Source organism: Aquidulcibacter sp. (genome assembly GCF_049239865.1).
Lineage (GTDB): Bacteria > Pseudomonadota > Alphaproteobacteria > Caulobacterales > Aquidulcibacteraceae > Aquidulcibacter.
Map to the genome: position 1 here is coordinate 30,731 of NZ_JBMLTR010000133.1, position 25,901 is coordinate 56,631.

Annotated in this window: 24 protein-coding genes; 16 read left to right on the forward strand and 8 right to left on the reverse strand. The window is 52.8% G+C overall.

Going from position 1 to position 25,901, the window contains the following annotated elements; genetic code table 11:
• Positions 1-60: 60 nt before the first annotated feature.
• The 4 genes from ACOVRA_RS09285 to ACOVRA_RS09300 are packed head-to-tail and all read left to right on the forward strand — an operon-like array spanning position 61 to position 4,377.
• The gene (locus ACOVRA_RS09285) at positions 61-2,493 is read left to right on the forward strand and encodes a DUF4175 family protein (RefSeq protein ID WP_421720043.1); all 2,433 of its coding nucleotides are present in this window, start codon (positions 61-63) and stop codon (positions 2,491-2,493) included.
• Positions 2,494-2,547: 54 nt separating this feature from the next.
• The gene (locus ACOVRA_RS09290) at positions 2,548-3,138 is read left to right on the forward strand and encodes a TetR/AcrR family transcriptional regulator (RefSeq protein ID WP_421720044.1); all 591 of its coding nucleotides are present in this window, start codon (positions 2,548-2,550) and stop codon (positions 3,136-3,138) included.
• Between the two features lie 9 nt (positions 3,139-3,147).
• Positions 3,148-3,615 carry a hypothetical protein gene (locus tag ACOVRA_RS09295; protein ID WP_421720045.1) on the forward strand — a complete coding sequence of 156 codons (468 nt, stop codon included), beginning with the start codon at positions 3,148-3,150 and terminating at the stop codon, positions 3,613-3,615.
• A gap of 15 nt (positions 3,616-3,630) precedes the next feature.
• Positions 3,631-4,377: a hypothetical protein gene (locus tag ACOVRA_RS09300; RefSeq protein WP_421720046.1), complete on the forward strand. Its 747-nt coding sequence runs from the start codon at positions 3,631-3,633 to the stop codon at positions 4,375-4,377.
• A gap of 60 nt (positions 4,378-4,437) precedes the next feature.
• Here ACOVRA_RS09300 and ACOVRA_RS09305 read toward each other — a convergent pair whose 3' ends face one another.
• Genes ACOVRA_RS09305 through gap form a run of 4 tightly spaced genes read right to left on the reverse strand, consistent with a single transcriptional unit; the run spans position 4,438 to position 7,996 of the window.
• Positions 4,438-5,457, reverse strand: a complete 1,020-nt coding sequence (locus ACOVRA_RS09305) for a class I fructose-bisphosphate aldolase (RefSeq protein WP_421720047.1) — start codon at positions 5,455-5,457, stop codon at positions 4,438-4,440.
• Between the two features lie 27 nt (positions 5,458-5,484).
• Complete coding sequence (locus tag ACOVRA_RS09310; protein WP_421720048.1) at positions 5,485-6,681, reverse strand: phosphoglycerate kinase; 1,197 nt, start codon at positions 6,679-6,681, stop codon at positions 5,485-5,487.
• A 2-nt stretch (positions 6,682-6,683) separates the two neighbouring features.
• Positions 6,684-6,989, reverse strand: a complete 306-nt coding sequence (locus ACOVRA_RS09315; protein ID WP_421720049.1) for a hypothetical protein — start codon at positions 6,987-6,989, stop codon at positions 6,684-6,686.
• Positions 6,989-7,996 carry a type I glyceraldehyde-3-phosphate dehydrogenase gene (gene gap, locus ACOVRA_RS09320; protein WP_421720050.1) on the reverse strand — a complete coding sequence of 336 codons (1,008 nt, stop codon included), beginning with the start codon at positions 7,994-7,996 and terminating at the stop codon, positions 6,989-6,991. The genes ACOVRA_RS09315 and gap overlap by 1 nt, the downstream gene beginning before the upstream one ends.
• Before the next feature lie 189 nt (positions 7,997-8,185).
• On the opposite strand from gap, the gene ACOVRA_RS09325 reads away from it, so the two are divergent.
• The 4 genes from ACOVRA_RS09325 (at position 8,186) to ACOVRA_RS09340 (ending at position 12,165) form a co-directional block, all read left to right on the forward strand.
• On the forward strand, positions 8,186-8,515 hold the full coding sequence (locus ACOVRA_RS09325) for a hypothetical protein (RefSeq protein ID WP_421720051.1): 330 nt from the start codon (positions 8,186-8,188) through the stop codon (positions 8,513-8,515).
• Positions 8,516-8,540: 25 nt separating this feature from the next.
• Complete coding sequence (locus tag ACOVRA_RS09330; protein ID WP_421720052.1) at positions 8,541-9,668, forward strand: GDSL-type esterase/lipase family protein; 1,128 nt, start codon at positions 8,541-8,543, stop codon at positions 9,666-9,668.
• 81 nt (positions 9,669-9,749) lie between these two features.
• Complete coding sequence (gene galE, locus ACOVRA_RS09335; protein WP_421720053.1) at positions 9,750-10,736, forward strand: UDP-glucose 4-epimerase GalE; 987 nt, start codon at positions 9,750-9,752, stop codon at positions 10,734-10,736.
• A gap of 121 nt (positions 10,737-10,857) precedes the next feature.
• Positions 10,858-12,165 carry a DUF2793 domain-containing protein gene (locus ACOVRA_RS09340; RefSeq protein WP_421720054.1) on the forward strand — a complete coding sequence of 436 codons (1,308 nt, stop codon included), beginning with the start codon at positions 10,858-10,860 and terminating at the stop codon, positions 12,163-12,165.
• A gap of 94 nt (positions 12,166-12,259) precedes the next feature.
• Here ACOVRA_RS09340 and ACOVRA_RS09345 read toward each other — a convergent pair whose 3' ends face one another.
• On the reverse strand, positions 12,260-12,850 hold the full coding sequence (locus ACOVRA_RS09345) for an acyltransferase (protein ID WP_421720127.1): 591 nt from the start codon (positions 12,848-12,850) through the stop codon (positions 12,260-12,262).
• A 157-nt stretch (positions 12,851-13,007) separates the two neighbouring features.
• Between ACOVRA_RS09345 and ACOVRA_RS09350 the strand changes: the two genes are divergently transcribed.
• On the forward strand, positions 13,008-14,228 hold the full coding sequence (locus ACOVRA_RS09350; protein ID WP_421720128.1) for a glycosyltransferase: 1,221 nt from the start codon (positions 13,008-13,010) through the stop codon (positions 14,226-14,228).
• Here the strand turns inward: ACOVRA_RS09350 and ACOVRA_RS09355 are convergent.
• Positions 14,178-15,233, reverse strand: coding sequence for a hypothetical protein (locus ACOVRA_RS09355; protein ID WP_421720055.1), 1,056 nt, complete (start codon positions 15,231-15,233; stop codon positions 14,178-14,180). The two genes, ACOVRA_RS09350 and ACOVRA_RS09355, sit on opposite strands and share 51 nt — an antisense overlap.
• 290 nt (positions 15,234-15,523) lie before the next feature.
• Between ACOVRA_RS09355 and ACOVRA_RS09360 the strand changes: the two genes are divergently transcribed.
• From ACOVRA_RS09360 to ACOVRA_RS09375, 4 genes are all read left to right on the forward strand, one after another.
• Positions 15,524-16,468, forward strand: a complete 945-nt coding sequence (locus ACOVRA_RS09360; RefSeq protein WP_421720056.1) for a Gfo/Idh/MocA family protein — start codon at positions 15,524-15,526, stop codon at positions 16,466-16,468.
• 93 nt (positions 16,469-16,561) lie between these two features.
• Positions 16,562-17,746: a DegT/DnrJ/EryC1/StrS family aminotransferase gene (locus ACOVRA_RS09365; protein WP_421720057.1), complete on the forward strand. Its 1,185-nt coding sequence runs from the start codon at positions 16,562-16,564 to the stop codon at positions 17,744-17,746.
• Positions 17,743-19,101 (forward strand): nucleotide sugar dehydrogenase, encoded by a 1,359-nt coding sequence (locus tag ACOVRA_RS09370; protein ID WP_421720058.1) that lies wholly within the window; start codon positions 17,743-17,745, stop codon positions 19,099-19,101. The genes ACOVRA_RS09365 and ACOVRA_RS09370 overlap by 4 nt, the downstream gene beginning before the upstream one ends.
• Before the next feature lie 179 nt (positions 19,102-19,280).
• Complete coding sequence (locus ACOVRA_RS09375) at positions 19,281-20,243, forward strand: UDP-3-O-(3-hydroxymyristoyl)glucosamine N-acyltransferase (RefSeq protein ID WP_421720059.1); 963 nt, start codon at positions 19,281-19,283, stop codon at positions 20,241-20,243.
• Positions 20,244-20,318: 75 nt separating this feature from the next.
• On the opposite strand, the gene ACOVRA_RS09380 is transcribed toward ACOVRA_RS09375, so the two are convergent.
• Complete coding sequence (locus ACOVRA_RS09380) at positions 20,319-21,086, reverse strand: methyltransferase domain-containing protein (RefSeq protein WP_421720060.1); 768 nt, start codon at positions 21,084-21,086, stop codon at positions 20,319-20,321.
• A gap of 103 nt (positions 21,087-21,189) precedes the next feature.
• Here ACOVRA_RS09380 and ACOVRA_RS09385 point away from each other — a divergent pair, with 103 nt between their 5' ends.
• Both ACOVRA_RS09385 and ACOVRA_RS09390 read left to right on the forward strand, forming a co-directional pair.
• Positions 21,190-22,242: a glycosyltransferase gene (locus tag ACOVRA_RS09385; protein ID WP_421720061.1), complete on the forward strand. Its 1,053-nt coding sequence runs from the start codon at positions 21,190-21,192 to the stop codon at positions 22,240-22,242.
• A complete protein-coding gene (locus ACOVRA_RS09390) occupies positions 22,239-23,039 on the forward strand; it encodes a hypothetical protein (RefSeq protein WP_421720062.1) in 801 nt (266 codons plus the stop codon). The genes ACOVRA_RS09385 and ACOVRA_RS09390 overlap by 4 nt, the downstream gene beginning before the upstream one ends.
• A 210-nt stretch (positions 23,040-23,249) precedes the next feature.
• Here the strand turns inward: ACOVRA_RS09390 and ACOVRA_RS09395 are convergent, their stop codons facing one another.
• On the reverse strand, positions 23,250-23,786 hold the full coding sequence (locus ACOVRA_RS09395) for a DapH/DapD/GlmU-related protein (protein ID WP_421720063.1): 537 nt from the start codon (positions 23,784-23,786) through the stop codon (positions 23,250-23,252).
• Between the two features lie 213 nt (positions 23,787-23,999).
• Between ACOVRA_RS09395 and asnB the strand changes: the two genes are divergently transcribed.
• On the forward strand, positions 24,000-25,898 hold the full coding sequence (asnB, locus tag ACOVRA_RS09400; RefSeq protein ID WP_421720064.1) for an asparagine synthase (glutamine-hydrolyzing): 1,899 nt from the start codon (positions 24,000-24,002) through the stop codon (positions 25,896-25,898).
• Positions 25,899-25,901: the final 3 nt, after the last annotated feature.

The following is a 25,901-nucleotide window of genomic DNA, read 5'->3' on the forward strand; positions in this document are numbered from 1 at the left end:
GTTGGGCGCTGGCGTTCAAACCGATTCACAAACAAGCCGTCTGTGTGCTAGAGCAAACAGGTGTTAGCGCCAACCACCCCTCCCCCCTCGACACGTCGCGCGATTGCGCGAACCATCCGTGCCGATGCGCTGGTCAAAGGGTTGCGGACGCTTTGGCCACCCCTCTGCCTCTTGGCATTTGTTGGGGCCGCGGGCAGCCTAACCGAAGGTCTACCCGCCGCACTGGTATCGGCTGGGGCAGGCCTTACGTGGCTCATCACTGCCTATCTATTCTGGCGCGGGTGGCAGCTCTTCCACCCGATGAGCGAGCATGAAGCCGGGCGCGCGCTTGAAGAAGCCGCAGGCTTGCACGAATTACGCCCCCTCACCGGGGGCGAAGATCGGCGGATCAGCGGCGATGACGCCCTTTGGTCTTGGCACCAACGACGACTGATCGAAGCTGCCGCGGCTTTATCCACCCCTGTGAAACCCAAGTTAGACTGGCAAGACGCAGCTAAAGCCTTGGCCTTGGTTGCGGCAATGGGACTTTGCGGGTTGAACCCGATGGCGACTGCACGCGGACTGACGTTTGATTTGTCGCCCTTAATGGGTGACAGCGATCTGGTCGTCGAAGTATGGGCCGAGCCGCCCAGCTATACCGGCCTGCCCTTAATCCGGCTGGACCGCAGCCAAAGCAATATTGCCTTGCCAGTTGGCTCTAAGGTGACAGCGCGCGTCGATGGCGCACGCGGTGCCCCTGTGTTGCGCGGTCCTTCCCGCACCACCCGCTTGGAGCCAGCCCAAGGGGCTGCTTGGCAGGGGCAGATTGAAATCACTCGTTCGGGGACACTTAAGCTGGATCGCCTCGGCACGCGGGCACAGTGGCATATTGAAGCTACACCAGATCAAAAGCCACAACTTGCTTTGCCAAAGCCCATCCAAATCGACCCCAAAGGCCGGCTCGATATCGCGTTCCAAGCCAGTGATGATTATGGGCTTGCGGCGGCCTTTGTCCGCATCCGACCAGTGAAGGTGCCTGAAGGACTTGCCGGTCACTCGGTGTTCGACACCCCCATTCCGCTTGAAGGGGCAGCGGGCGAAAATGGTGCCAGACGTGTCTTTGTGGAAGTGGCCGATCACGCGCTAACAGGCCTGCAAGTTGAAGCCCAGATCGTGGTACGTGACGGCTTGGGGCAAGAAACCGCGTCCGACGTAACCAAGCTCACGATGCCAGAGCAGAATTGGCAATCCAGCCTTGCGGCCGCCCTCCAAGAGGTCCGCTTGATGATCCTACGCGAGGCGCGCCCCTATCAACGGACTCTGCCGCGTTTTGCCACTCTTTTTGAGCCCTTGGATGTTGTGGGGACAGCATCGGACTCCCTAAATCTTGGACCCATAAAGCTTGACCTAACCGACCCCCAACCCGGTGCCCCGCCGGGAATTGCAAAGGCTACCGGACATCTGCGCGCCATTGCCGAAACCATGGTTCAATTCGGCTTAAGCGATCTGGGTCAACTAAGCCTGCATTATGCGCTGGAGCGTTTGAGCATTGCGCGAGATGTTTCAGACGCCCACAGCGTCGCGCCCCTCTTGTGGCAAATGGCGCTGCAGATTGAGGCCAGCAATCAGACCCCGGCCCAACAAAAGGTCGCACAAGCTCGCGAGGCCCTCAAACAAGCCCTCGAACAAGGTGCTCCACCTGACCAAATCCAACAATTGACGCAGGAGCTGCGGGAAGCCGTTGGCGAACGGCTGCAGGAATTGGCCCAGCAAGGTGCCTCTGGTGAAGGCGGCGAACAAGGCCAATCCGGCCCGCAGATCAGTGCTGGCGATCTGGAAGACCGGCTGCGGGAATTAGAGGAGTCCGGCAGTTCAGGTTCGCGCGAGGATGCCTTAGCCCAATTAGATCAGTTGGACGAATTGCTCGAAAACCTTCAACCCGGTGCGCCCGGTGCCTCTGGCCAAGCAAATGGTCAAGGCCAGGGCGGGCCGCTCGATGATGCCATGCAGCAACAACGGGCTCTGTCGGATCAGACGGAGCAATTGGGCGAAACACCGCCCTCCGATCAATCGCGCCGCTCGGCAGAGGATCTCGCCAACCAACAGGAGGGCTTGGCAGATGCTTTAGGCGGCAGTCGCCAGAGCGATCCAGCTCAAGAACAAAGCGCGGAAGAACAGAATAAGCGCCAAGCCGCCGAGGCCATGCGCGAGGCCGCTCAGGCCCTCAGAGAAGGCGATCTTAATCGTGCCCAAGATGCCCAGTCGCGTGCCTTACAAGCCCTGCGACAGGCAGCAGAATCGAGCCCGCAAGGCCAAGCTGGCAATGATGGCGAGACAGACCCTTTAGGCCGCGCTTTGCCTAAACAAGATGATGGCAAGGCGACAAAAGTGCCTGACGGGGTGGAGAAGCGGCGCGCCCGGGATGTGCGCGATGAATTACGTCGCCGCCAAGCGGACCCGCAGCGCGACAAGAATGAGCGAGACTATATCGATCGGCTTTTACAAGATCGTTAGAAGCTAAGAATAATTTCTTGACAGTATGACTGTCATCATGACAGTATAACTGTCATGAATGAAACTTTGACCAAAACCCATCGCGACCGCCAACGCGACGCCACCGCCGAGATCATTCTCGACGCGGTCGGTCGATGCCTTGAAGACGTTGAGTTGGCGGAGCTGACCTTCACCCAAGTTGCCCGCATGGCCGGTTTGGGCGAACGCACGATTTATCGCCACTTCCCCAACAAAGAGGCTTTGCTGGATGGCTGGTGGCGGGCGCATAAAGCGCGGCTTGGCCAAGAAGCTTTCCCAGATACGCTGGCGGCGTTGTTGGACTTTCCCGTCAAGGCCTTCCCATCCTTTGACGAAGAGGCCGAGATCATGCGCGGCGCGGTCCTGTCACCACAGGGTCGGGCCATGACCTTATCGCGCAATGAGGAGCGGCAAGCCGCCATCCGACGTGCGGTGCAGGCAGAGCTTGGCCCTGAAGCCTCTGACGAGATTGTGCTGACCGTGTGCGCCAGCGTGCAACTTATCCAATCCGCCACCGCTTGGCTTACCATGCGCGACTATTGGGACCTTAAAGGCGACCAATCCGGGCAGATCGCGCGCCGCGCCATCCAAGCCATCTTTACTGCCGCGCGTAACGGCACTTTGTAGGAGTATCCCATGATTTTGCACGCCTCTATTTCCGCTACCGATCCAAAGCACGTGGCCCATGTGCTCGCTGAACTCTGGGAAGGTGAGGCTTTACCTTTTGCGCCGGTTTCCGGGGCCTGGATTGCCATGGCAGGCGATGTGCGCGGCTCTGGCATTGAGGTTTATCCCAATGGCCGCGCCCTGATCCCCGGGGCGGACGACGCCATGTTTGACACCACCGAGATTGAACATCCGTCTCGCTATGGCGCAACCCATCTCGCGATCCAATGCCACCGACGTCAGGACGAGATTGAAGCCATCGCCCAGCGCGAAGGCTGGCGGTCGGTGCGCTGTTCTCGTGGTGGGATGTTTGATGTCATCGAGTTTTGGATCGAAAATTCCACCATGATTGAGGTCCTGACCTCTGAGATGCAACGCGATTATCAAGCCACATCCTCGATTGAGGCGTGGCGGGAGGCAATTGGCCACATGGCCTGAACTAGGGGGATGGACATGACGACGATTGAAACTTTTGAGAAGCCACGGCGCTTCTATCAGACCATGGCATGGGTCTTTGTGGCCATTGCTTTTTGCGGCTTTATCCCGACCTATTGGCTGAAGCTGATGGACGGCAGTTTCGCTGGCAAACCCATCCTCCACATCCATGGCTTTATGCTTTTTGCCTGGGTGTTGTTCTATGCCCTACAGACCAATTTCGTGGCCAATCGTAAGATGACCGACCATAGAAGCTGGGGGATTGCTGGCGTTTCGCTGTTTACGGCTCTCGCTATCTCGATCCTTTTGGCAGCGATCAATACGATCAAGCAGGGCGAGCTCACGGGCTTTGCGAACCAAGCGGCGTCCTTCTCCATCGTGACCTTCTCGGGCATCGCCTTGATCGCGGCCTTCATCGTGCTGGCGATCATGAATGTGCATCGCGCTGACTGGCACAGCCGCTTGATGACTTTATCTTTCGTGCCCTTATTGCAGGCCCCAATGGCACGGCCATTTGCGGTTATGATGACTCCACCGGGGGCCGTTGGGCCACCACCGGTTTTTGTCACTTTGCCGCCAGCGATCGTCATTGACCTCATCTTGGTCGCCATGCTGATCTATGATCGCAAAGTCACGGGCCGTTTCCATCCCGTCACTCTATGGGGCTCGATTGCCATTATTGCGGTGCAAATTCTGTGCGTGCCCATCTCAACCAGCCCAGCTTGGATCGCAACAGCCAAGGCAATTGCGGGCTTGGCAGGCTAAACAAAAAGGGCACCAGACCGACGATCTGGTGCCCCATTCTTTTTGTTCTAAGTAAGCGGCTTACTTGTCTTCCAGTTCACGCGACCATTGGCCAAGTGACGCCAAGCCATTCATATGGGCCCGCTTGTAGAAGGCCGCTTGGGCAGCCTCGATATTTTCTTCCTTGCCAGACCAAGCCTTTTGCGGGGCGGCTTGCAGCGCGCGACCGTAAGAGAAAGTCAGGTTCCAAGGCAAAGCATGCATCGCATTCATTGCGTTCAAATGCGCGGTCGCATCGATGTCGGACTGGCCGCCCGACAAGAAGGCAATCCCGGTCACGGTCGAAGGAACCGTGTTCTTCAAGCACTGAACCGTCTTTTCAGCCACTTCGTCGACGCCGGCTTGGACCTTCGCCTTGCGACCCGCGATCACCATATTTGGCTTCAACACGATGCCTTCCAACTGCACCCGCATTTCATACAAGGCTTGGAACGTGCTTTTCAGCACATATTCGGTCACTTCAAAGCAGCGATTGATATCGTGATCGAGATCCATCAGGACTTCGGGTTCCACGATTGGCACGATGTTTTCTTCTTGGCACATGGCGGCATAGCGCGCTAAAGCATGCGCATTGGCCTTGACCGAGCCAGCACTTGGGCGACGCGCGTCAATATCAATCACCGCGCGCCACTTCGCGAAGCGTGCACCATGGACATAATAGTCGCGCAGACGGTCACGCAGATTGTCGAGGCCATCGGTTACGCGCTCACCCGGAAAGAAGGGCATTTCGCGAGGACCCATATCGACCTTAATGCCGGGGATGGCACCATGCGACTTGATGATATCGACCAACCGCGACTCATCACGCGCGAACTGACGAATGGTCTCATCATACAGGATGACGCCCGAGATGTGGTCCTTCATCGCCTTTTCCGACCGGAACAACAATTCCCGATAATCGCGACGGGTATTTGGGGTGGACTCAACACCGATGGCATCAAAACGCGAGCGAATGGTGGCGGTGCTTTCGTCCGCTGCCAAAATACCCTTGCCGGGGGCGACCATGGCTTTGGCGGTCGCGACGAGTTGATCGAGATTCATAGCTGTCCTCTTAGATACACAGTTGGATTAGGATGGATGTTTAAGGGCTTCGACGCCGGGCAGTGCTTTGCCTTCCATCCATTCGAGGAAGGCGCCGCCAGCGGTGGAAACAAAAGTGAAGTCGCCTGCAACCTTGGCTTGATTGAGGGCCGAGACGGTATCGCCGCCGCCTGCGACTGCGACGAGGCGTCCCGAATGCGCCAAGGCTGCCGCGGTGCGGGCTGCTTCCATGGTGCCAATGTCAAAAGGCGGTAACTCGAACGCGCCCAAGGGACCATTCCAGACCAAGGTCTTGGCGGTCTCCAAAGCAGCGGCCAAAGCAGCAACCGATTTTGGCCCGGCATCCAAGATCATCTCTTGATCCTTCACATCATCGATCTCACAGGTCCGATGAGGGGCATGGGCGGCAAAGGCCTCGGCGACCACTACATCGGTGGGCAGCAGGATTTGGCACTTGTTCGCCGCAGCTTGCGCCTCAATGGCGCGGGCGGTCTCCAAAAGGTCATGCTCGCACAAGGACTTGCCGACATGGGCCCCGCGCGCTGCCAGAAATGTATTCGCCATACCCCCGCCAACGGCTAAGATATCCACGCGTGAAACAAGGTTCTGAAGAAGGTCAATCTTGCTGGAGACCTTGGCCCCACCCACAACGGCCATCACTGGATGGGTTGGGTTGCCGAGAGCCTTATCCAGATAATCAAGCTCATGGGCCATCGATAGGCCGGGATAGGCTGGCAGCAAATGGGCAATTGCTTCGGTTGAAGCATGGGCACGATGCGCCGCCGAGAAGGCGTCATTCACGTAAACATCAGCCAGACGCGCAAAGCCCTTGGCAAGCTCTGGGTCGTTCTTCTCTTCGCCGGGTTGAAAACGGGTATTCTCTAGCAAGAGCACATCACCTGTTTTCATCTCGGCCACCGCGGCTTCGGCAACAGGGCCAACGCAATCAGCAGCAAATGCAATCGGTTTATCCAACAAAGCGGCCAATGCCGGTATAATCGGCTCGAGTGACATGGCTGGAACGACTTTGCCCTTTGGCCGATCAAAATGGGCCGCGAGAATGACCTTCGCGCCTTTCTCAATCAGAAGCTTTATCGTCGGCAAAGCGGCGCGGAGGCGTGTATCATCTGTAATCACACCGTCCTGCATTGGGACATTGAAATCAACGCGGACAAAGGCACGCTTGCCCTGAAGATCTGCAGTCTTAAGCGATAGAAAAGTCATTTTCACCCTATCAGCGCGTGAAGTGCCGCGCCAAAACCAAATCCGACGCCATGTGCGAGCACGATCAGCACCAAAGCCAGAGCCAAAGTGCCAATCGTTTGTGGCAAGCTCGCACGAACCATGCCAGCAACCCGCCGCCTATGCACGAAGCACCACCAAGTCGTTGCCACCACCATCATCACCGGGGCTGCCCACCAGGACACGCCAAACATGGCCAATAGGATGGTGGTTGAGACAAGCACTGCCTCAACCAGAGCATTGACGAAGCGCGAGGGTACAAAGTCAGACTTAGCTTCAGTCACGTCCATCAGATCAATTTAGCCATAGCGATGGCAGTGTCGCTCATGCGGGTCGAGAAGCCCCACTCATTATCGTACCAAGACAGGATGCGCACCAGCGTGCCGTCCATCACTTTGGTTTGATCCAAAGCAAAGGTCGAAGAATGGCTGTCATGGTTGAAATCAATCGAGACATTGGGGTCAGCCGTGTAACCCAAGACGCCCTTTAAAGGACCATCCGCTGCGGCCTTAATGGCAGCATTGATTTCATCCACGGTCGTGGTGCGCTTGGCAACAAACTTCAGATCTACGCAGGAGACGTTTGGCGTTGGTACGCGGATCGCCACCCCATCCAAACGACCCGCTAGCTCTGGCAAAACCAAGCCCACTGCCTTGGCCGCGCCAGTTGACGTTGGGATCATGGAAAGAGCTGCAGCGCGGGCGCGGTACAAATCCTTGTGCATTGTATCCAACGTTGGCTGGTCACCCGTATAAGAGTGGATCGTCGTCATGAAGCCCTTGTCGATACCAATGGCGTCGTTCAGGACCTTTACAACCGGTGCCAAGCAATTGGTGGTGCACGAAGCATTGGAGACAATCAGATCATCCTTGGTGAGAGACTGATGGTTCACGCCGTACACAATCGTCTTATCCGATTGCTCGCCGGGCGCGGAAATCAAAACGCGCTTCGCACCAGCCGTCAAATGTGCAGCAGCCTTCTCACGAGCTGTAAACAAGCCCGTGCATTCCATCGCGATATCGACCTGATTTTCACCCCAAGGCAAAGTCGCAGGATCACGAAGTGCGGTCACTTTGATGGGCTTGCCATTGACGACAATCGTGTCGCCTTCAACGCTGACGGTGGCGGGGAAACGGCCATGCACGGAATCGTATTTCAACAGGTGCGCATTGGTCGCGGCAGGGCCCAAATCATTGATGGCCACAACTTCAATATCATCTCGTCCATTCTCGATGATGGACCGTAAAACCAGACGGCCGATACGGCCAAAACCATTGATCGCGACGCGCACGCTCATACTAATCTCCGTAGTAAAACTACAAAATCAAGGCACTTTCGCCTTATTTTGCTGGATCATGGCATGTGGGGGAGGCCCATGCCAATTGTATGTTGGCTATAGCCATCATCTGCCGAATCGTCCACCCAATGGCGTCACTTGCTTGCACATGATTTGGGGTTTTGGCAGGACTCAGCTAGGAGAGATGTCATGAGCATTGGAAAGCCTCCCCCGCTGGATCAAACTCTTGTCCGTTTCGACAGTGCGTTGTCACGACTTGAAACGGCTCTCGCAGCGTCCATGTTGCGGGTAACAGAAGCTGCGCGCCGTGCGGGATATGAAGATGGTCGCCAAGCTGGCGCTCGCGAAGTTCAAGAAGCGCGTGGCTATCCCTCCACACCCGATGTAAATCCCCTGTTGCAAGAAGAACTCGACGCCGCGAAAGCGCGGGAAGTGCAGTTGCAACGGGCAGTCGATGAAGCCCGTGCTGCCCTCAAGGATGCCATGAGCGATCTTCGCGCAGCCCTGACGCCGCTCTAAGCTTACTGGCGGACCACAGAAAGTCATGACTATGAAGTCCGTCGCGTTAGATCATCCCGCTTTGTCCATTCGCGGGGCCATGCATGTAGTTCGAACGCCTTCGAGCCTCAAGGCTTGGCGCCTGCCTGCTTGGACATGGGCCCAATCACCAGATCCTTCTGTGGACCTGATGGTCGGCATGACCAGTGGTGTGCGCCTCTGCTTTACCACCGATGCAGAAGCTCTTTGCCTAAACGTCCTCGAAACGGGCATTCAATTGGCAGGCACACCACGCCGCCCTGTGACCTTCGACCTCTATTTGGATGGGGTGCAGTGCGGATCAGCCGCGGCCAGTTCAGGCCACACGATTGTGGTGAATCCCAAGGGTCCATCATTCGTGCCGGGCACAGCCTCGGAAATCTCATTTGATGCACTGGGAACTGGGCTAAAGGCCATCGAGCTGTGGTTACCGCAATCGGCCCAGTTAGAGGTGCTCGGCCTATCTGTTTCGAGCGAAGCAGAGATCCACCCCAGCCCTGAGCCGACAGGTCTCCGCTGGGCTCATTATGGCAGCTCGATCAGTCATGGCATGGAAGCCAAAGGCCCATCTTGGACTTGGCCTGCAGTTGCTGCCCGAGCGTTGGGACATGAGCTTATGAATATCGGGCTGGCGGGACAATGCCATTTGGATGGCTTTGTAGCCCGCAGCCTGCGTGACGGGCCATATGATGCGATCAGCCTAGAGGTTGGCATTAACATCATCGGCGCGGACACCATGCGCAGACGCGTCTTTGCGAGCGCCTTGCACAGCTTCTTAGACACCATCCGAGAGGGCAAGCCCGACGTGCCCCTCCTCGTTATCTCGCCGATCTTCTGCCCCCTGCTTGAGACCCGCACTGGGCCACTGATGCGGGACAGCTTGGCAAGCTATGGTTCAACCGAACGGCCTCATAGTGCTATGGATGGGGCGCTCACACTCCAAGAGTCGCGCGCCATTATCGCCGATGTCGTCGCTCGCCGACGAAATGCAGGCGATGCAAACCTGTCTTATCTCGATGGCCTCGCCCTTTTTGGTGCGGCGGACGAAAGCGATTTACCAGACCACTTGCACCCTAATGCTGCTGGCCAAGAGCGCATGGGACATCGCTTTGCTGCGCTAGGCTGGACTGGTTGATCCGATTAAGGGCGTAATTTCGATTTTACTCCCAGCCACCTAAAGCCTATAGGGCCATGCATTATTCTAGGAGCGTAAGATTTGACCAAGATTTTGATCACAGGCGGTGCAGGTTATATTGGCAGCCATGCGGCTTGGGCGTGCGTTGATGCAGGCTATGAAATCGTGGTTCTCGACAATCTATCCACGGGTGTTGCGCGCAATGTGCCCCCCACAGCGACCTTGATCGAAATGGACATTGGTGATCGGGCGGCCGTTGCAAAGGTCCTAAGCAGCCACGAGATCGACGCCATCATGCATTTTGCGGGCTCCATCGTGGTGCCTGAATCAGCGGTCAATCCTGGGCTCTACTACGAGAATAATACGGCCAAGAGCTTGGGGCTCATCCAAGAGGCGGTAAAGGCTGGCGTAAAGGCGTTCATCTTCTCCTCCACCGCCGCCGTCTATGCACCAGGCAGCGCGGCACCATTGGACGAAACTGCGCCCAAAGCCCCCTTGAGCCCGTATGGCCAGTCCAAGTTGATGACCGAATTGATGCTGGCCGATATGTCGACGGCCCACGGCCTGTCAGTCGGCGTGTTGCGCTATTTCAATGTGGCCGGTGCAGACCCCCAAGGCCGCACGGGACAGAGCACGCCAAACGCAACCCACTTAATCAAGGTCGCCTGCCAAGTGGCCACGGGCCAACGGCCGCAGATGGAAGTGTTTGGCACCGATTACGACACGCCAGACGGCACCTGCGTCCGTGACTATATTCATGTCAGCGACCTCGCCGACGCCCATGTGCTCTTGGCTCAACACCTTCTGGCGGGTGGGGCCAATGTCACGGCGAATTGCGGCTATGGGAAAGGGGCTTCGGTCCTCGAAGTTCTTGCCTCAATGGAACAGCAGCTGAACCACCCCATCGCCGCGAAAATGTCGCCACGTAGGGCCGGCGATGCGCCGTCTTTGGTCGCCAACTCGGCCCATCTGAAATCTCTGGTGCCTTGGAAGCCTCGATTTGAAAACCTCGATGACATTGTGGCAGCAGCCTTGGCGTGGGAACGCCATCTGACCCAAACAGGTTGAGGCTTATACAGGCATCTAATGAATCTATCCGACTGACTACGCGCAAATCCTAAGCTGGTGTGGCCTTTAACCAACCAGATGAATTGCCGATGTCACGCACCAACCGACTAAATCTCCCCTTTTGCTTGCCTCCCAAGCCGACAAGCACGTCACCTATAATGAAGCCATGCTCGCTTTGGATGCTTGCATCCAATTGACGTTGGTGAGCCGGGCCTTAAGTGCCCCACCGGCAGAACCGACTGAGGGTGATTGCTATATTCCCAAAACACCAGCGACCGGCGCTTGGGGCGGTTTGCAAGATCAGTTGATCGCCTTTCAAAATGGCGGCTGGCAGCCAGTACCAGCGAAAGCAGGTTGGCTCGGCTGGGTGGTGGATGAGGGAATTAACATCCGCTTCGACGGCTCAACTTGGCATGCGGTTCCAATGGTCTCAAGCGTCAATCCAATTGACCAGATAGGGGTCAATACGACAGCCGATATCACCAACCGCCTGGCGGTAAAAAGCGAAGGGGTTTTGTTCTCTCACCCCAATGAAGCTATCGGCAATCTGCAGGTAAAGCTGAATAAGTCGCAACCCAACGCGACGGGCTCACTCTTGTTCCAAACTGGTTGGTCTGGTCGCGCAGAAATTGGTCTCATTGGCTCAGAGGACTTAACAATTAAGGTCAGCCAAGACGGCAGCACCTTCAAGACCGCACTCAGCATTGATCGCCTTAGCGGCGGGCTCAAAACACATGGTGGCTTGATTGATTCCAATACAGGGCTGCGGGCCCTCACCTTGGTACCGGCGGTCGTAAGAGATATTTGGCGATCTGATATGGATTCTCTTGCCACGCTTCGAACCTATGTCGTTGCCAGTGTAACGGGGGACTCGGTTACGATTACGACCAATGAAGTCGAGCAGATTTTTAGCCAATCGCTGCGCGGAGTCTCAAGAGTTCGGATTTGGAACGTCTCCAAAACACCGGCCAGGTCTGCTTGGGTTAATTGGAACAGTGCCGCAAACGTCTTCAACGTCCATCAAGCTTCCGATGTTGCAGGCTGGGCAGCTGGTGAGATTCTGCGCTTGGGCGACCCCAATCCGACGGGCACAAATATGCTTGGTATGATCGCGCTAGATATCAGCGATTATCTTTTCAACAATTTTGGCGTTGTATTCCCGCAGCGTGGTTTGAAACTCTCAATGGCGGCGCAAGGCGTGGGTGGACGCGTTGGCATGGATTGCTCGGGCAACGGGGCGGCCGGCACAGCACTTGGCAATTCGTCGAATAGCGATGGCTCCCGTCAAGGCGCTTTCGCCGACATTTTCACCAATGTCCTCTCGCCGATCTCGAACTCAAACCTGTTGTTCGTCCGAGAATCCCTTGTCCCCCCAGCAACCGCCCTGGCTGCGACACGGCTCATTCGCCTTGTTGGGACTTGGGTTTAGGGGGGGGGGTAAGTGTAAGGCAATTGCTGCAACACCTCAGCAATTCAATTATCTTCACATTAAAGTTGGAGAAAAGTCTTGGGGCTGTCTCGGTTCAGCTTGAGGTCTTTGGCACCAAGCCATTTGCTGTTTCCTCATAGGTCTCGTTCGTCCTGGGGCACACGAGGTCAGGCCCCAAGACTTCACCCTCGCGAGACACCCAGCCGATTCTGCGCGCCGGAACACCAGCCATTAGGGCGAAGTCAGGAACATCTCTTGTCACCACCGCGCCGGCCGCGATAAGCGCGAAAGCGCCTATATTGTGGCCGCACACAATCGTTGCGTTCGCACCGATACTCGCCCCGCGTTTCACAAGCGTTTGAGCAAATTCGTCCTTGCGACTCACGAAAGCTCGCGGCGTTGTGACATTTGTGAAGACGCAGGAAGGCCCACAAAACACATCCTCTTCCAGTGTTACACCCTTGTATATGGAAACATTATTTTGAATTTTGCACCCAGACCCAATCGAAACGTCCGGTCCTACGACAACGTTTTGACCGATCGACACGCGCTCGCCGATGTTGGTATGTGGCAATATGTGGCTGAAATGCCAAACAGTGCTGCCTGCGCCAATGCTAACATGGTCGTCAACAAAGCTGGATTCATGAACAAATGCAGGCTTTGGCGAATTAGTTTGACTTGACATGAGGTGCACCGTGTAAAACAAAATGATAACGTGCCACTATTAGCCGCCGAGACAACCCTGGGTCAACTGATTTGGTTTCAGGGAGACCCACCAGAAGTCACGGCAGGGAGTTGCATTCTTGCGCATCTTGTTGATTGTTAGACATTTTCCACCTGAAGTGTCCGGCGGGGCACGCAGGCCATTTGCGCTTGCTACAATGTTGCGAGAATTGGGCCATAGCGTAGACTTGGCGGGCCCTATTGGCCTCGATGACCATCAAGCCATCACTGTGAAGCATCCAACCTTTCCTAGCCGGCCCGATGTTGCCCAGCCTGCGAAAAGCGTTCAGATAGATCCGCCTTTAGCAAAATTGGCGCGTTGGGCTAGGATTTGGCTTTTGTTACCTGATCCTGAGATTCGCTTCGCGGTTCGGTTAATGAGAGCAATTAAGCGAAGCGCGAAGGGTGGTGCCACTTGGGATTGGATAATCACAACCAGCCCGCCTGAATCGTTGCATCTTATGGGTGCCTTGTTAAAGCGCGCTCTGGGATGCAACTGGCTGGTAGAAGCGCGTGACAATTGGATTGAGCCGCCCCAGCGAGCGGTTTTAAAGGCTAGTCAAATGCGTCGCTGGATTGAAACATTTATCGCGCGAAAATCCTTACGGTCTGCCGACGCATTGGTAGCTGTCGATTCCACTGTGATGAATGAATATGCGCCATTTTGTAGCCCTGCCGTTCGCAAGGAAATCATTGGCCATTTTGCGTTGCCGTTTGACGGCGAGATTGAAATACTACCGTCTCAGACTTTTAACATTGTGCATACTGGTTCGTTTAGCCTATCGAACCCCCTTAGTCAGTTCACCCCGTTGTTGGAGAGTTTTGAAAGCGCGGCAGCTAGAGTCCCTGTTTTGCGGCTTTGGTTGGCGGGAAACCTGTCAGAAGACGAGACGGCCAGCATAGCGCGATCAGCACATCGCGACAAAATTATTTGTTTGGGTGCCGTTAGCGCCCATCGTGCCCGTGCTTTACAATTAGGTGCTGATGCTTTGGCGCTTGTCTCTGGGACCGAGAGTACAGCAGTCCCGGGCAAAGTGTCAGAATACGCGTTGGCCGGTCGCCCGATTTTACTGGCAGCAATAGGGCCTTGGGTCGATCGGCTTGATCCTAGTTTGCCGCTGATTTCTTGGATGGATATTGGCGATCATGTTGTCAAAGATCTCAACATGTCATCGCCGAACCGCGACAAAACCGCTCTCTATTCCGACTTCAGAAAAGCCAAGGATGCTTACAGTCAGATATTGACGGAGGCAAACCTACCCGCTGCCACTAGTGAATATGACAGATTTTCATTGCGCGCGGGCAGCCAACGCAGTCGACCGAACGGTCCGATCAATTGATTGAACCTCAAACCAGAGTGTGTCCGCGTTAACGATTTGACCAAGGACATCCAAGAGCGGCTCTTGGTCTGGCCAAAAACCAAGTATGGTCTCAGGCTGCACCCCTCCCTCGCGAATTTCTTCCACACTCGCGACAGCCAACGCTCCAGCAAAAGCATCAATTACAAGCGACGTCTCAGCAATAAAACACTCTACGACGGCATGCTGGCTTTCTAATGGTCCGTCTATCTCGACAACACGAACCGAAAACCCGGAAGCTTCTAGCACTTGGCCCAGCATGTAACTGAAAGTTCCACAGTGTGCTGTTGTGGCATGAAGTGACCTTACATGAGCAGTATTGACTTCTGCATGTCTATAACCCTCCGCAATTGTGAGAATTATCCAAGCAAGAAGTTGCAAACGCTTATTGCCAATGGCAGGCCTCGCCATTGCAGCAATCAAACGATCCGAAAACTCAAAGTAGTGCTCGAATGCACTTAGCTCAAAGCTAACGGCTGAACAAACAAAGAAGCGACCGTCTTTCACTCTATTAGACGACACCTCACGACCTTCGCGCAAACTAATGAGTGCTATGCTAACCTCGGCTAGCTCATTGGCAATGTATTTGACCTCATCGCAAATGCTCAGCGGGGTGCTCCAAACAGGGATCATCAACAATCGCATTAATGATAACTTATTGCTGGATAATCGCTCCACAATTGTCAGATTCCCCAGCCAAATAGCTTTCTCAGGCACATCGTCAATGCCAAGCGACAGATCAATCTGGAATGCGGTATTGCCGACATATCTACTTTTTTGCGGCTCCGGAGGAAATGGTCGCCAATCTTGAACAACCTTCCATTCCGGTGGCATTTGGCTAGAATCAAGCTGCCAAAGGCGGCACCGAAGTCGATCAATGTCTTTTGTTAGGACTTCGGCCAATCTGAACGTGAAAACTGTGTTCTTGTCAGCGACGTCGGTCCAAGGGTCCAAAAAGACAGTGGTCACAAATTCCGTGTTGCGCATTTTTGGGCCTCATTTCGGACTAGGAGAAGGTCGAAAACATTAGGCTTCTTTAGACGAAAATTTCGATCAGTCACGCCCGAGAATCTCAGCTACTTTCATCGCGCCTGATCTCTCAACGGTTCACTTCAGTTGAACGGACCGTATCTGCCAATTACAAATTTGAATTGCGAGGATGGTCACGGCATTATATTTACTTAGGTCGAAAACAAACGTAGGGAAAGCGCGTATCGGCGCAATCTCGTTGCATTGGCGATGCAACGTAGATCACAGAATACAGGAAAATTCCAAACATGAGCACTATTGCAGTCGTCGGCTGCGGCTATTGGGGCCGCAACCTCGTGAGGAACTTTGCGGAAATTGGTGTGTTAGGCGGGATCATTGATCCTTCTGCTGATACTGCAAAGTCGCTAGCGGATCAGTACAATGTCAACGCGATGAGTTTTTCTGAAGCTCTAGCCAATGATGCAATTACCGGCATCGCAATCGCTGCTCCTGCGGAGTTACATGCTGAACTGTCGATTGCTGCGTCAAATGCGGGCAAGCATGTTTATGTTGAAAAGCCGATCGCATTGAACATGGTTGACGGCGAAGCGATGAAGAAAGCCGCTGAGTTAGCAAATCGCACCCTGATGGTTGGCCATTTGCTGCGTTATCATCCTGCATTTGAAACACTGCTTTGGATGGTCCAAAGTGGCAAACTTGGCCGCGTAATCCACGCTTATTCTCATCGCTTAAGTCTTGGCAAATTTCGAACCAATGAAGATGCTTTGTGGAGTTTTGCGCCCCATGATGTCTCCATGTTATTGGCCCTATTTGGTCGCGAACCGCTCAAAGTTTCTGCGTCAGGTGGAGGCTATATTACGGACAAAATTAATGATATTTCGCGATTAGAAATGGACTTTGGCGACGGCGCGACTGCTCACATTTTTGCGTCTTGGCTTCACCCTTTCAAAGAGCACCGCTTGGTTGTTATCGGGACCGAGGCCATGGCGGTTTTTGAAGACAGTGCGCCTGCGGCAAACAAGCTCCGGCTCTATAGCCATTCGGTGAAAATGACCGCAGCAGGCCCAGAACCGATCAAAGCAGAGCCGGTTTCCATTGACTACCCATCGCACGAGCCGCTCCGCGCAGAGTGTGAGCATTTTATTGAATGCGTGCGAGGCACAATCTCAACACCAAGAACCGATGCGGACGAGGGATTGCGTGTGTTACGTGTTTTGAGTAGTGGCAAGTAGGCAAATATGGCCCGAAAGAATCGCTAAAAATTAAGCAAGATTTTCTTAATTGCCCTTTTCCGGGCAAAAAATCACAAAAAAAAGGGTTGTGATATGACTATACAAAGCGCCCCCGCGAATATTGCATTTATCGACCTTCAAGCACAGCGCCAGCGCTTAGGCGACCGAATTGATCAGGCTGTGATGGGGGCTGTAAATGCTGGCCAGTGGATTATGGGCCCGCAGGTTCGCGAATTTGAAGCAAAGTTGGCAGCGTTTAGCAATGCACCGTACGCCTTGTCTAATGCAAACGGCACAGAAGCATTGGTCCTGCCACTTATGGCTTGGGGATTGACGCCACGGCATGCGGTTTTTGTGCCAAGCTTTACGTTTTGTGCGACGGCGGAAGTTGTGCCATGGATGGGAGCAACTCCGATTTTCGTTGATGTACTGCCTGATACATACAACATGGATCCAGTGCATCTTGAGGCGGCGATAAAGATGGTGTTGGCGGAAGGAAAGTTAATTCCTAAAGTCATCATCGGGGTTTGTTTGTTTGGTCAAGCCGCAAATTATCCTGCGTTGCGCGAAATTGCTGATACATACGGTCTGAAGCTGATCGCTGATAGCGCCCAAGGATTTGGTACCACGATCAACGGCGAACATCCCATCAAATGGGCCGATGCGGTGACCACCAGTTTTTTCCCAGCTAAGCCTTTAGGTTGCTATGGCGACGGTGGAGCAACTCTCGTGACTGATAAGGAGTTGTTTGACATCATGGACAGCTTGCGTGTCCACGGCAAGGCGATTGCGTCCGATCTCGAAGGCCGTACCTTTGACCACGATCCAAAGTATCTTAACATGCGTATCGGAATGAATTCACGCCTTGATACAATCCAAGCCGCGATCCTATTAGAGAAACTCAGCATTTTCCAAGAGGAAATTGACCTCCGCAACAAGGTTGCCGCCCGCTACAATTCGCGCCTTAGCAACGTGGCTGTTGTGCCGCATGTGTCGGATGGGGTTGTATCCACTTGGGCACAATACACTTTGCAAGTCGAAAATCGTGATGAGCTGGTCAAGTTTCTGAAAGAAAAGGGAGTTCCGACAGCGGTTTACTATCCTATTCCACTGCACAAACAAACAGCCTATGAAAAGTTTCCAGTCGGCCCTGGCGGATTGCCCGTGACCGAAGCATTGGCAGAGAAAGTCATGAGTTTGCCAATGCATCCCTATCTTGATGAAGAAACCCAAGACTACATCATTGGTGCTATTCACTCCTTCTATGGGGCGGCATGATGAGCCAGAATTCAGAGCTGCGGGCAGTGGCTTCAGATTGGCAGGCGCGGGCAAGAACAGGTGCCTTGAAAGTCTGTGTGATAGGTATGGGTTATGTTGGTCTGCCATTGGCCCGTGCGTTTGTTGATGCTGGGCTAACGGTGGTCGGCTTTGACATTGATCAACGTCGGGTCGATCAGTTGAATTCTGGCGAGTCCTATTTTCATCATATCGACAATGAGGTTGTAGCCGCCATGGTGGCCACTGGCCGCTTCTCAGCAACCACAATTGCATCAAAAATGACGGAAACAGATGCACTTCTCCTTTGTGTGCCTACCCCATTAAATATTCACCGGGAGCCAGATTTGACTTTTGTTGAGAGAACAACAGAAGTGGTGGCACAGCACCTTCGTGCTGGACAGCTGGTTGTGCTTGAGTCGACAACTTATCCCGGTACAAGTGAAGATGTGATGCGCCCAATTTTGGAAAGCATTAGTGGATTAAAAGCACATAAGGATTTCGCAATTGCCTATAGCCCTGAGCGTGAAGATCCAGGCAATCCCGATTTTTCGACGGGGACAATTCCAAAAGTAGTCGGGGCGAATACTGATGCGGAGCGCGATATGGCTGTTGCGCTCTACGGCACAATCACCACCCCCGTCCCAGTGTCTGACTTGAAGACGGCTGAAGCCGTGAAACTAACCGAGAACATCTATCGCCTAGTTAACATTGCCCTCGTCAATGAGTTGAACCAAGTGTTTGGTGAGATGGGTATTGATGTTTGGGAAGTTGTAGATGCCGCAAAGACAAAACCATTTGGCTTCCATGCTTTCTATCCAGGCCCAGGCCTTGGGGGGCATTGCATCCCTATTGACCCTTTCTACCTGACTTGGAAAGCGCGCGCGCATGGCGTTTCAACTCGCTTCATTGAATTGGCAGGTGATGTTACCGCTCAACTGCCACGCTTGACTATCGAAAAGCTCTCTTTGGCGTTGAATGATAAGTTGCAGAAGTCCGTCAATGGGTCCCGCGTTTTGGTAATGGGCTTGTCCTATAAGAAAAATGTTGACGACATGCGCGAAAGCCCTTCCCTGCATCTTGTTGAGTTGTTGAAGCAAAGAGGTGCTGAGGTTGAATATTATGACCCCTATTTGCCGATTGTTCCATTCATTCGCGAGCATCCGGAAATGGAGGGCTGGAAGGGCGTAGATTTTAATGCTGCAACGCTTTCAGGTTTTGACTGCGCTTTGATTTCAACGGATCATGACAATGTTGATTATGAATTATTGCTGCAATCGGTGCCATTGGTCGTAGACTCAAGAAATGCTTGTGCGAAGTTTACTGGCCAGTTCCGCGACAAGATCGTCAAAGTATAATTCTTATGAATTTGGTTTAAGCTGACACCTGAAGTCCGAATAACGTAAGCGCTTATAAAAGTGCAATGTGGTTCGGACGATTTGCTCCAGTTCTTGAGGAGTGCCTTGAAGTGGTGTCAGAATTTTCGATTTATACGTGATGATAGTCCCGAAAAGGTTGCTCTATAGGAGGAACGCTTATGTCTGTGAGTGTGAATGCTGTCTTGAATTCTCTTGGAGAATTGGTGCTTGAGTTCATTGGCGATATGACTGCTACAATTAGCGCACCTTGCCCGTTGCACATGCCGATTGAGCACGGTCTTTCATTTTTGAACGACCCAACAAACAAGGATCTGTTGTTGTCGTTAAGGCAACCGACAACAATGATAGTACCAAAGGCTTTAATTGGCTCAGAATTGCCGCCAAATCTCAACGCAATCTATGTACAGACCCCAAGGCTTGTGTTTGCCAAAGTAGTCTCGTCTTTCTTTGTGCCGGCGATAGAAAGAGGTATCGTACATTCGACCGCAATCATTAGCGAGCAAGCAACCATCGACAAAAGTGCCAATATCGGGGCCTATTGTGTTATTGGTCCGAATTGTAACATTGGTGCCAACACAATTTTGCATCCCAATGTAACGATCTACTCGTCGGTCACAATAGGCGAGAATGCAACCATTCATGCGGGGACAGTTATTGGTGCAGATGGCTTCGGTTACGAGCGTGACGTTGATGGCGCAATGTACAAATTTCCCCATCTCGGGGGCGTTGTAATTGGAGATAACGTTGAGATTGGCTCCAATAGCAGTATAGATCGGGGCACCCTTGGAAATACGATCATTCGCGATGGCGCGAAGATTGATAACCAAGTTCACATCTCACACAACGTAGATGTCGGACGTGATGCTGTCATAATTGCGAACTCCATGGTCGGTGGCAGCGTCAAAATTGGTGATCGCGCGTGGCTGGCACCATCTGTGTGTATAATGAACCAACGAAAGATTGGTGAGGATGCGACAGTTGGACTACAGGCACTCGTCGTCAAGGATGTTCAAAAGCTTGAGACTGTCATGGGCGCACCTGCAACGAACCAGCAAGACTTCCAGCGATCACGGCTTGTGTTGCAACAATTGGTCAAAGCATCGACGCCAGATAGTCGCTAAGCTGCTCTTGTGGCCGAGATGATTGGTAGAGCCAGATGGAAAAATGTGCAGGTTGCATCCTTTGAAATTCAAGGCCTACGGCTTAGCGATTGTCACAAATCGCTTCTTGATAGCGTCGATGCTGCGCTGTTCGATCACTTTAAATCCGACACTCTCGCACAGCTCCTTAATCTCCTCTGCAGAAAACAGTACAGGTCTCACGCAGTTGTTTAGATCTTGTGGATCAGACGGGGCTAACGCTGCGCCTGGTATTGGCTTGTCGTCAAAATGAAAGTCCGCGCCAAATTGACCACCTTTTTTCAAGAGTTGATATGCGAGCCCTAATAGTAAAGCGACATTCTCCCGGTTGAGAAAGGGAAAGACAAGGCTTGCAAATCCAGAGTCAAATGTTCCCCTGATATCTCGGAGCAAAATGGTTTCTGATGTGTGAGCGAAACGGGACCGCTCTGTTTGCACACCTTTCGCCAGCCGAATGGCAAGTTCTGAACAATCAATACCAAGGCTTCTTTTCACCAAAGGACCGAGCTTGTTGATTGTAAACCCAGCGCCACACCCCAGCTCGAAAACTGACTTTTGCACAATTGACTTGCCATCCAGCCAAATGAGGCTTGGGAGCCTCTCTCCTGAAGCACGGTGCCTTGAAATTGCATTGGAGTAGATGTCTGACGCTGATTTCATCAAAACGCTTTTTGACGATAAATCTGGATTTTCCTCATAATCCTCTGCTGACGTCAAGAACTGTAAAGTATTCGTAGAACTTGCTCCAATTTGGACTGCCCACCATTGCGTCCAAATTTGCCCCAAACGAGAAATCTCTGGGGTTTCCAAAGAAACGTGCTTCATTTTCGATCTCGAACTTTCCAAGCTATTAGAGCTACTTGTGCTCTTGGTCATGCTCTGATACCCCGCACCGCACGATTAATAAAGCAGGAAAGAGACCCCAAAAATGGCTTTGAATGAAGCATTGCTCCCTCGAGAAGGTGCCGTCTCTATACCGAAGGTTGGCCGGATATTTCATGGCATGTTTAACATTGCCGGCATACCTGGCATGCTAGCCAGTCAAGAACGAAAATTTGGTTTAAATTCAAAATCTTATACCTTCCCTTCGGGTGCTTATAGCAGAGAAACGGACACCATCATTGACCGTCTGGATGCTAATTTTGCTAGTTGGGCCGTACTCAATCATGATGTTTTTCATTTCCATTTCGGAACTTCTCTTAGCGGACAGGAGTTATGGGATCTTAGATGGCTGCGGCGTTTGGGAAAGAAAGTTTATATGCATTTCCACGGCTGCGATATTCGCGATAGCAAGTCGGTACAGGAGAAATACGGAATCAATATGTGTTCAGTTTGTTGGCCTATGGCGTGCAACCAAAATAGGAACAAGGCGCGCATTTTAGCGGCGCGTTACGCAAACAAAGTTTTTATGTCTACGCCCGATCTGTTGGAATTCATTCCAGGCTCAGTTCATTTGCCCCAGGCCGTTAACATTGGCGCATTAGAAATTGAAGCGCTTGGGCGTCCATATCAACCGAGGGCTCGGAATTCGACTGGGCCGATCAAGATTCTTCATGCTCCGTCTGCTGCCGACCTGAAAGGTAGCGCTTACATTGAAGCGGCACTTAGCCGTCTGATCAGCGAAGGACTACCGATTGAGGTTGAGTATATGACGGGATTTACACATCAAGAAGTTGTGCAGAGAATGGCAGAATCGGACCTATTGATCGATCAATTGCTGGCCGGTGCGCATGGCGTTGTTGGGATTGAAGCAATGGCCCTAGGTGTGCCAGTGATCAATTACATTCGCCCTGATATTAGACATCTTTATCCGTCAACGCTGCCAATCATACAAGCTGAACCATCGAATATTGGAGAAGTTGTTGCCGACTTTGTTAAAAGTCGGCACACACATTCGATCCTGTCAACGCGTTCGCGAGCTTATGCCTTGGCGGTCCATAGTGTTGAGGCTGTCACCGCAAGAATGATCAGACACTATTGAAAAATCAAAGGGTACCTCCGAAAGGCTGCGAGCTTTGTAGTTTTTCACAACCCGCTTACCGTGACTTGATCACTTTAGCTTTGGCAGAAGGCTATTGTTGTGTTCCGTTTCGTGACGCGCTGGAGACTGCGCCGAAAACAATGATTTTGCGTCATGATATCGATTTTTCCATTGCTGCAGCATTGACAATGGCAGAGTGCGAAGCTGACTTAGGCGTCAGATCAACATATTTCGTTATGGCTGCGAACGATTATTACAATCCATTCGCGAAATCCAATCGTAAGCGCCTAAAGCAGATAGTTTCATTCGGACACGAAGTTGGGTTGCATTGGGACAGTTCCATCTACCCTGCCGACCAGACCAAAATGGCCCTTCAGTTTCGCCATGAAGTAGACGCGCTTTCGGACGTGGTAGAAACAAGCATCATTTCTGCTTCGCAGCACATACCGACAGATAGTCCGTTGTTTGACGTGGAGGGCCATATCACACACGAAGCATATTCGGAGAAATGGCGGGCCCGGTTTTCTTACGTCTCGGACAGCTCAATGAGTTGGCGGGTAAAGACTCCTTGGGACTTGATACGCAAAGGGGTAGACATTCATTTCTTGAGCCATCCGCTTTGGTGGTTTGTAGAAGGTGAGTGTCGAAACGAAAAATTGCGCAATGCGATCATTAGCGAGACAAATCAATCGACGGCTGAGTCGGAACGCTTCATTGTCTATATGAATGAAATTTTGGCCAAGCGCGAGCAAGTCGATGCTAACTTTAGAGCACAAAAAGGATGGGTGTCGACATAGATTACCCTGCCTGTTTTCAGGCATTTTAAGCTTAATTCATCGTTTGAGCTCCTGGTCTCATAGTTCCGCTTTGTTCCAGCAAAATCAAAGAAGCGGCATTATTCGACTTTGAAGTTAACGGGGCGAAGCCGAAAGCTTATCTCAAATACGTCAGTTTAATTGAAAATTGCCGAAAATCGTACTCTGCAAACTGGATTTCACTAGATTGAACTAAGCATCACTTGGCCGATGCCAGTCGGCCAATCTCTCACCATTTTCGTCAACATAAGCAATGACACGCGCGGGATTTCCGACAACCATCGCAAAAGCATCAACATCCTTAGTTACCACGGCGCCGGAGCCGACCAAGGCCCATTTGCCAATTGTTACGCCTGGCAATAAGACCGCGCCTCCGCCAATGGCAGCACCCTCGCCAATTGTGACGCCAGAAACGTCCCAGTCGCTAGCGGTTTTTAGAGTGCCATTCTTGTTGATCGCGCGTGGAGTCTTATCATTAAGGACGATGACAGCAGGGCCGATGAAGACCCCGTCGGCCAATACGGCACCATGATAAATGCAGGCATTATTCTGGATCTTACACCGCGCGCCCACTTGTACATTTGTGTCCACAAATGCGGCGGTCCCAACAATGGTTTCACTTCCTAATGTCGCGCCTTCACGAACCACTGCGCGCGCCCAAACTTTTACGCCGTCTCCGAGCTTAGCCGTCCCATGAACTTCGGCTTGGGGATGAACAAATGCCGCCACTTAAGACCTCGATATGTTTAACAAATTAGCCTCTCTTGGCACTACACATGCTCGTTGTCCAGAAGCGCCAATTTGCTAATGGCGCCCCCAGCTGCGAAGTTACCGGTGACATGCTTATTGAATGGAATTATCAGTGGCGACGTGCGTGTGCAAGTCGATCAGCCACCAAATGAGGCCGTCCGCGCACTTGATTAAACCGAAGGATTTTGAACTGTGTGCGGAATTGCTGGTGCTGCAACACTGAATAGTGAGCCCATCCCATTGTTATCCCGTCGTCTTGAACGGATGGGCGAATTGATCGCGCACCGCGGGCCTGATGGAGCTGGGCAATGGCGCGAGCCCAGCGACAAGGTTGGACTGGCCCACCGCCGATTGTCGATCATTGATCTGAGTAATGCTGCCAGTCAGCCTATGATCGGCGATGGGGACATCGTCATTTGTTTTAATGGTGAGATTTACAATTTCATTGAACTTCGTGCTGAGTTGCTTGCTAGTTATCCATTCAAAACTCAATCAGACACGGAAACCATTTTGGCGGCCTACAACCGCTGGGGCATTGATTGCGTCAACCACTTGCGAGGAATGTTCGCCTTTGTGATTTGGGATGCTAAACTCCAGCGACTCTTCTGCGCCCGCGACCAGGGCGGCATTAAACCATTTTACTATGCGATCCACGACAATGTGTTTTACTTTGCTTCTGAGGCGAAGGCGCTGCTGCCATTTTTGCCAAGTGTCGAAGTGGATCCGGAGGGGCTATCTGAGTACTTTGCGTTTCAGTTTTCAGTTACAGACAAGACGCTGTTTAAGGGCATTTCTCAATTACGGGCGGGCCACCTGGCAATTGTCTCGAATGGTAATGTGAGCGTCCGCCAATACTGGGATATGAAGTTTGAGCCAGATTTTGACCGCACGGCTTCAAGCTTTCATGAAGAGATTGAAGCGACAATTTCTGATTCAGTTAGACTTCACTTACGGGCTGACGTGCCTGTTGGAGCTTATGTTTCAGGGGGCGTCGACTCCTCGCTTATTGCTGGGTTGGCTCAACAGCACGAGATGGGCGGCGGTCTAGCGTTTCATGGCAAGTTCTTAGAGTATCCGGGGTACGATGAGAGTCCTTACGCACGTGCCGCCGGCCGGCACTATGGGTTGGATGTGCGTGAAGTTGCGCTGACCTATAAGGACTTCGAAAGCACGATAGAAGATGTCATTTATCACCTTGATTTTCCAACAGCAGGGCCCGGGTCGTTTCCCCAATACCACGTATCCAAGTTGGCAGCCCAATCTGTAAAGGTGGTCTTGGGTGGCCAAGGCGGTGATGAGATTTTTGGTGGCTATTCCCGCTATCTGGTTGGCTATTTTGAGGAGGCCTTTAAAGCCGAAGTGGAGGGCCGAGGCGGTTCCCTGCGGCCATCTCTGCAAGATATTGCGCCAAACCTCAACCAGCTAGCCAGCTACAAGCCCATGTTGAAAAAGCAAATGGCTTCTGGTCTTTTTGATCCGCTAAGCGAAAGATACTTTAGGATCGTAAACCGAACCGGTGAGGCAGGCAAAGCGGTCTACTCGAGTGCATGGGATATGGACTATGTTCAACAAGTGTATCGCGATGCGTTTGTTGAGCGCCAAGGTAATGTCGACCTTCACCCAATGGATGCCATGACGAGGTTTGACTTCAAGTTCTTGCTCCCAGCACTGTTACAGGTTGAAGACCGGATGAGTATGGCGCACGGAATTGAGTCTCGCGTACCGTTCGTGGATGTGCCTGTCATTGAGTTAGCCGCGAAAATTCCGGGTCACATCAAATATCCCGGAGGTGAGCTTAAAGCGATGCTACGCGGTAGCTTCCTGAACGGACTTCCGCCGGAAATTCTAGCTCGGACGGATAAGCAAGGCTTCCCAACGCCATTCCCAGAATGGATGTCTGGAGAGTTGGCTGCCTGGGTCAACGACGTCTTTAGTACCCAAGCGGCTAGATCGCGGCCTTACTACGATGCCAAGCAAATCCTAAACGACATAGGCGCAGAGCAAAGTTTTGCGCGGCGGCTTTGGGGCTTGTTATGCTTGGAACTTTGGCAGCGTCGATTCATTGACCGTGTCTGGCGCTTCGAGGGTTAGTAG

What these genes read in the sequence shown, in the direction of transcription:
- ACOVRA_RS09385 (WP_421720061.1), top strand. Translation starts at nt 21,190, where the DNA reads ATGGCTTTGAATGAAGCATTGCTCCCTCGAGAAGGTGCCGTCTCTATA.
- ACOVRA_RS09325 (WP_421720051.1), top strand. Translation starts at nt 8,186, where the DNA reads ATGAGCATTGGAAAGCCTCCCCCGCTGGATCAAACTCTTGTCCGTTTC.
- ACOVRA_RS09345 (WP_421720127.1), bottom strand. Translation starts at nt 12,850, where the DNA reads ATGTCAAGTCAAACTAATTCGCCAAAGCCTGCATTTGTTCATGAATCC.
- ACOVRA_RS09295 (WP_421720045.1), top strand. Translation starts at nt 3,148, where the DNA reads ATGATTTTGCACGCCTCTATTTCCGCTACCGATCCAAAGCACGTGGCC.
- ACOVRA_RS09360 (WP_421720056.1), top strand. Translation starts at nt 15,524, where the DNA reads ATGAGCACTATTGCAGTCGTCGGCTGCGGCTATTGGGGCCGCAACCTC.
- ACOVRA_RS09380 (WP_421720060.1), bottom strand. Translation starts at nt 21,086, where the DNA reads ATGAAGCACGTTTCTTTGGAAACCCCAGAGATTTCTCGTTTGGGGCAA.
- ACOVRA_RS09315 (WP_421720049.1), bottom strand. Translation starts at nt 6,989, where the DNA reads ATGGACGTGACTGAAGCTAAGTCTGACTTTGTACCCTCGCGCTTCGTC.
- gap (WP_421720050.1), bottom strand. Translation starts at nt 7,996, where the DNA reads ATGAGCGTGCGCGTCGCGATCAATGGTTTTGGCCGTATCGGCCGTCTG.
- ACOVRA_RS09375 (WP_421720059.1), top strand. Translation starts at nt 19,281, where the DNA reads ATGTCTGTGAGTGTGAATGCTGTCTTGAATTCTCTTGGAGAATTGGTG.
- ACOVRA_RS09290 (WP_421720044.1), top strand. Translation starts at nt 2,548, where the DNA reads ATGAATGAAACTTTGACCAAAACCCATCGCGACCGCCAACGCGACGCC.
- ACOVRA_RS09300 (WP_421720046.1), top strand. Translation starts at nt 3,631, where the DNA reads ATGACGACGATTGAAACTTTTGAGAAGCCACGGCGCTTCTATCAGACC.
- ACOVRA_RS09370 (WP_421720058.1), top strand. Translation starts at nt 17,743, where the DNA reads ATGATGAGCCAGAATTCAGAGCTGCGGGCAGTGGCTTCAGATTGGCAG.
- ACOVRA_RS09305 (WP_421720047.1), bottom strand. Translation starts at nt 5,457, where the DNA reads ATGAATCTCGATCAACTCGTCGCGACCGCCAAAGCCATGGTCGCCCCC.
- ACOVRA_RS09365 (WP_421720057.1), top strand. Translation starts at nt 16,562, where the DNA reads ATGACTATACAAAGCGCCCCCGCGAATATTGCATTTATCGACCTTCAA.
- ACOVRA_RS09310 (WP_421720048.1), bottom strand. Translation starts at nt 6,681, where the DNA reads ATGACTTTTCTATCGCTTAAGACTGCAGATCTTCAGGGCAAGCGTGCC.
- ACOVRA_RS09355 (WP_421720055.1), bottom strand. Translation starts at nt 15,233, where the DNA reads ATGCGCAACACGGAATTTGTGACCACTGTCTTTTTGGACCCTTGGACC.
- ACOVRA_RS09330 (WP_421720052.1), top strand. Translation starts at nt 8,541, where the DNA reads ATGACTATGAAGTCCGTCGCGTTAGATCATCCCGCTTTGTCCATTCGC.